This is a genomic window from Elstera litoralis (assembly GCF_000963705.1).
Lineage (GTDB): Bacteria > Pseudomonadota > Alphaproteobacteria > Elsterales > Elsteraceae > Elstera > Elstera litoralis.
Window position 1 is genome coordinate 1 of sequence record NZ_LAJY01000777.1, and the last position, 886, is coordinate 886.

Genomic DNA, 886 nt, shown 5'->3' on the forward strand with positions numbered 1-886 from the left:
TCACTGCTCCAACAAGCATGATCGGCCAACAGGTCATCGCAAATCTCCTGACCAGCGGCCAACTTATTCGCGTGGTCGCGCGCGACCCTTCCCGTATTCCTGCACCGATACGCGCTTGTGTCGAAATCGTGCAAGGATCGCACAGCGATATTGACGTTGTGAATCGAGCGTTTACTGGGGCCGAGGCTGTGTTTTGGTTAGTCCCTCCTGATCCCCAAGCCGCTAGCGTTGAAGCCGCTTATTCGGGCTTCACGCGACCGGCGTGTGAGGCCTTTAGGAGGCAAGGCGTTAGGCGCGTGGTCGGCGTCTCGGCTCTTGGTCGAGGAAGCCATTGGCCGGGAGCGCTGGTTATGTTACGGCGTCTCTAGCTATGGATGATCTAATCGCTAGTACGGGCGTGAGTTACCGAGCACTAACACTGCCTTCATTCATGGACAATATCCTTCGTCAGATAGAGTTTATTAAGCACAAGGGCGTATTCTTCTCACCAACCCCCGAAGACCTCAAAGCCCCAACCTGTGCGACCCGCGACATTGCAACCGTGGCCGCAAACTTGCTACTCGATTCTTCGTGGCGCGGGCAGGGTGAAGTTCCAATACTTGGGCCTGAAGATTTATCTTTTAGCGACATGGCACATATCATGTCGGACGTTTTTGGGGAAGCCCGTGCGCTTCCAACAAGTCCCTTTCGATGCCTTCAAAACCACGCTGGCGGGATATGGCATGTCCGAAGCCATGACGCAGGGTGTGGTCGATATGATGGTGGCGAAGAGCGAGGGGCTTGATAACTCCCAACCACGCACAGCACAGGCCACAAGCGTTACCAGCTTTCGGCAGTGGTGCATGGATGTATTGAGGCCGATACTCCAAAATTAGAGGCATTTCGG

2 protein-coding genes are annotated in these 886 nt (G+C 55.0%); one reads left to right on the top strand and one right to left on the bottom strand.

The window, feature by feature from the left end:
* Positions 1-17 precede the first annotated feature (17 nt).
* The gene (locus tag VZ95_RS29510; RefSeq protein ID WP_232302773.1) at positions 18-368 is read left to right on the top strand and encodes an NAD(P)H-binding protein; all 351 of its coding nucleotides are present in this window, start codon (positions 18-20) and stop codon (positions 366-368) included.
* Between the two features lie 270 nt (positions 369-638).
* Here the strand turns inward: VZ95_RS29510 and VZ95_RS27635 are convergent.
* Positions 639-886 (bottom strand): hypothetical protein (locus VZ95_RS27635; RefSeq protein ID WP_232302772.1); only part of this gene is annotated, 248 nt, incomplete at its 5' end.

Coding starts and splice junctions, on each gene's coding strand:
- VZ95_RS29510 (WP_232302773.1), top strand. CDS start 18: ATGATCGGCCAACAGGTCATCGCAAATCTCCTGACCAGCGGCCAACTT.